General features: G+C 73.4%; 1 protein-coding gene. It reads left to right on the top strand.

Features of this window, described 5'->3' with window-relative positions:
• A partial coding sequence (locus tag HUU95_RS13695; RefSeq protein ID WP_174280611.1) for a DEAD/DEAH box helicase occupies positions 1–2,683 on the top strand: 2,683 nt, incomplete at both ends.

Genomic DNA, 2,683 nt, shown 5'->3' with positions numbered 1-2,683 from the left:
CCCGCCATCCCCCGCCAATGCCGGCCGCCGCGTCGCCGCGTTGCACGCTGCCTTTGCCGCCACGCGGGCGGGCGAGCGCGTCGCGCTGGTAACGACCGCCGAAGCCGCCGCGCGCCTGGTCGCGCCGCGCGAGGCCTTCGACATCGCGCCGCCCGTGTTACGTGTCGGCGACCCGCTCGATTCAGCGGCGTTCGCCGCGACGCTGATCGAGATCGGCTATGTCGCCGACGAACGCGTCGACGAGCCGGGCGAGATGGCGGTGCGCGGCGAGGTCATCGACCTGTTCCCCGCCGACGCCGAGCAGCCCGGCCGCATCGACCTGGCCAATGGCCGCATCGCCGCGATCCGCCGCTATGATCCGGTGACGCAGCTGAGCGCCGCCGAAACCGACTGTCTGGACGTCGGCCGTATCACCGAGCCGTCACTCGGCGAGGCGGCGGTGACGTTGTTCGATCACCTGCCCCACGGCGCCGTGCTGGCTGACCCGGACATCGCCAAACGCCGCGACCGCTTCGTCGCGCTGGCTCGGGACGCGCGCGAGCCCGTCGCCGACGCGGGCCGCTGGGACGCGGCACTGGCCGGCCGGCCGATCGGGGTGTGCGATCCGCCCGAGCCTGTCCCTCGCTTCGTCCAGAGCCGCCAGCCGAGCCGCGCCTTCGCGCGCTGGGCCAAGCCGCTGCTCGACGCCGGCGAACGCCTGTTGCTGGTGGGTAGCCCGCGCGACTTGCGCTTTCTCCGTGCGCGCTTCGCCAAGGCACTCGGCCGAGACGTGCAACCAGTCGAGCACTGGACCGACGCCGTCGCTGCCCCCGCCGGAGCGCTGCTGTCGCTCGCGATGCCGGTCGATCGCGGCTGGCATGCCGACGGCGTCGCGGTGGTCGCCGCCGCCGACCTGATCGGCGGCCGCGCGGGCGACGCAACGTCCGGGGCCGGGGCCGATCCATTCGCCGGTCAGGCGAGCGAGATCCGCGTCGGCGACGTCGTCGTGCACGAGGAGTTCGGCATCGGCGTCGTGCGCGGATTGGAGGCGCTCCCGGACGGCAGCGACGCGATCCTGCTCGGCTATCACGGCGACGACCGCCGCCTCGTTCCCGTCGCGGAGGCCGACCGGCTGTGGCGCTATGGCGCGGATGCCGATGCGGTGACGCTCGACCGGCTCGACGGGTCGAGCTGGCGCAAGCGCCGGGGCGAGATCGATCGCGCGGTGGCCGAGAGCGCCCTCGCGCTGACCGCGCTCGCCGCCGAGCGCGACGCGCGGACCTGCGAACCGATCGCCCCCGATCCCGCCGCGTTCGAGCGGTTCGCCGCCGGCTTCCCCTTCACGGAGACCGCCGACCAGGCGCGCACAATCGCCGACGTCCGTGCCGACCTCGCCGGCACGAAACCGATGGACCGGCTCGTCATCGGCGATGTCGGCTATGGCAAGACCGAGGTGGCGCTACGCGCTGCCGCGCAGGTCGCGCTCGCCGGCCGGCAGGTCGCGATCGCGGCGCCCACCACCGTGCTCGTGCGCCAGCATCTCGACACGTTCCGCCGCCGGTTCGAGGGCACCGGGGTCGAGGTCGCCGGCCTCTCCCGCCTGTCGGACGCGGCGGAGAAGAAGCGGGTCAAAGCGGGCCTCGCCGACGGCTCGATCGGCGTCGTCGTCGGCACCGGCGCGGTCGCCGGCAAGGACTTCGCGTATCAGGACCTGGCGCTGGTCGCGATCGACGAGGAACAACGGTTCGGCGCCGCCGACAAGGCGAAGCTGCGGAGCCTCGGCGGCGACGCGACGCATGTACTCGCGCTCTCGGCCACGCCGATCCCGCGCACGCTGCAGACCGCGCTGGTCGGGCTGCAGCAATTGTCGCTCATCACCACTCCGCCCGCCCAGCGTCAGCCGATCCGCACCGCGATCGAGCCCTGGGACGAGACGCTGGTCCGCGCCGCGCTGCGCCGTGAGAAGAGCCGGGGCGGGCAGAGCTTCGTCGTCGTCAGCCGCATCGAGGACATGGCCGGGATGGCGGAGCGCCTCCGCGCGCTGACACCCGAGCTGTCGCTGATCGAGGCGCACGGCAAGATGCCCGCCGGCGAGATCGATACCGCGATGGTCGAGTTCGCGGCGGGGCCCGAAACGGGCGGGGCCGACGTACTGCTCGCGACCAACATTATCGAGGCGGGGCTGGACGTGCCGCGCGCCAACACGATGATCGTGTGGCGCGCCGACCGGTTCGGCCTGTCGCAGCTCCACCAGCTGCGCGGACGCGTCGGTCGTGGCGGGCGGCGGGGCCAAGTGCTGCTGATCACCGATCCCGACCACCCGATCGCCGAGCGCACGGTACAGCGGTTGCGCACGCTGGAGGCCTTCGATCGGCTCGGCGCCGGTTTCGCCATCGCCGCGCGCGACCTCGACATGCGCGGCGCCGGCGATCTGGTCGGCGACGAGCAGGCCGGCCACATGAAGCTGATCGGCGTCGATCTGTACCAGTTCCTGCTCGCCAACGCGCTGCGCGCCGCGCGCGGCGAGGACACCGAGCGGTGGACGCCCGAGCTGCACCTGGACGCGACGGGCAGCTTGCCGGCGGCGTGGATCGGGGAGGACGAGCTGCGCGTCTCGCTCTACTCGCGGCTCGCCCGGCTGGACACGACGGACGCGCTGGATGCGTTCGCGGACGAGCTGGCGGACCGGTTCGGCCAGCCGCCG

This window comes from Sphingomonas bacterium (genome assembly GCF_903643065.1).
In the GTDB taxonomy this organism is placed as follows: domain Bacteria; phylum Pseudomonadota; class Alphaproteobacteria; order Sphingomonadales; family Sphingomonadaceae; genus Sphingomonas.
This window is presented reverse-complemented; position numbering and strand designations above follow the sequence as displayed.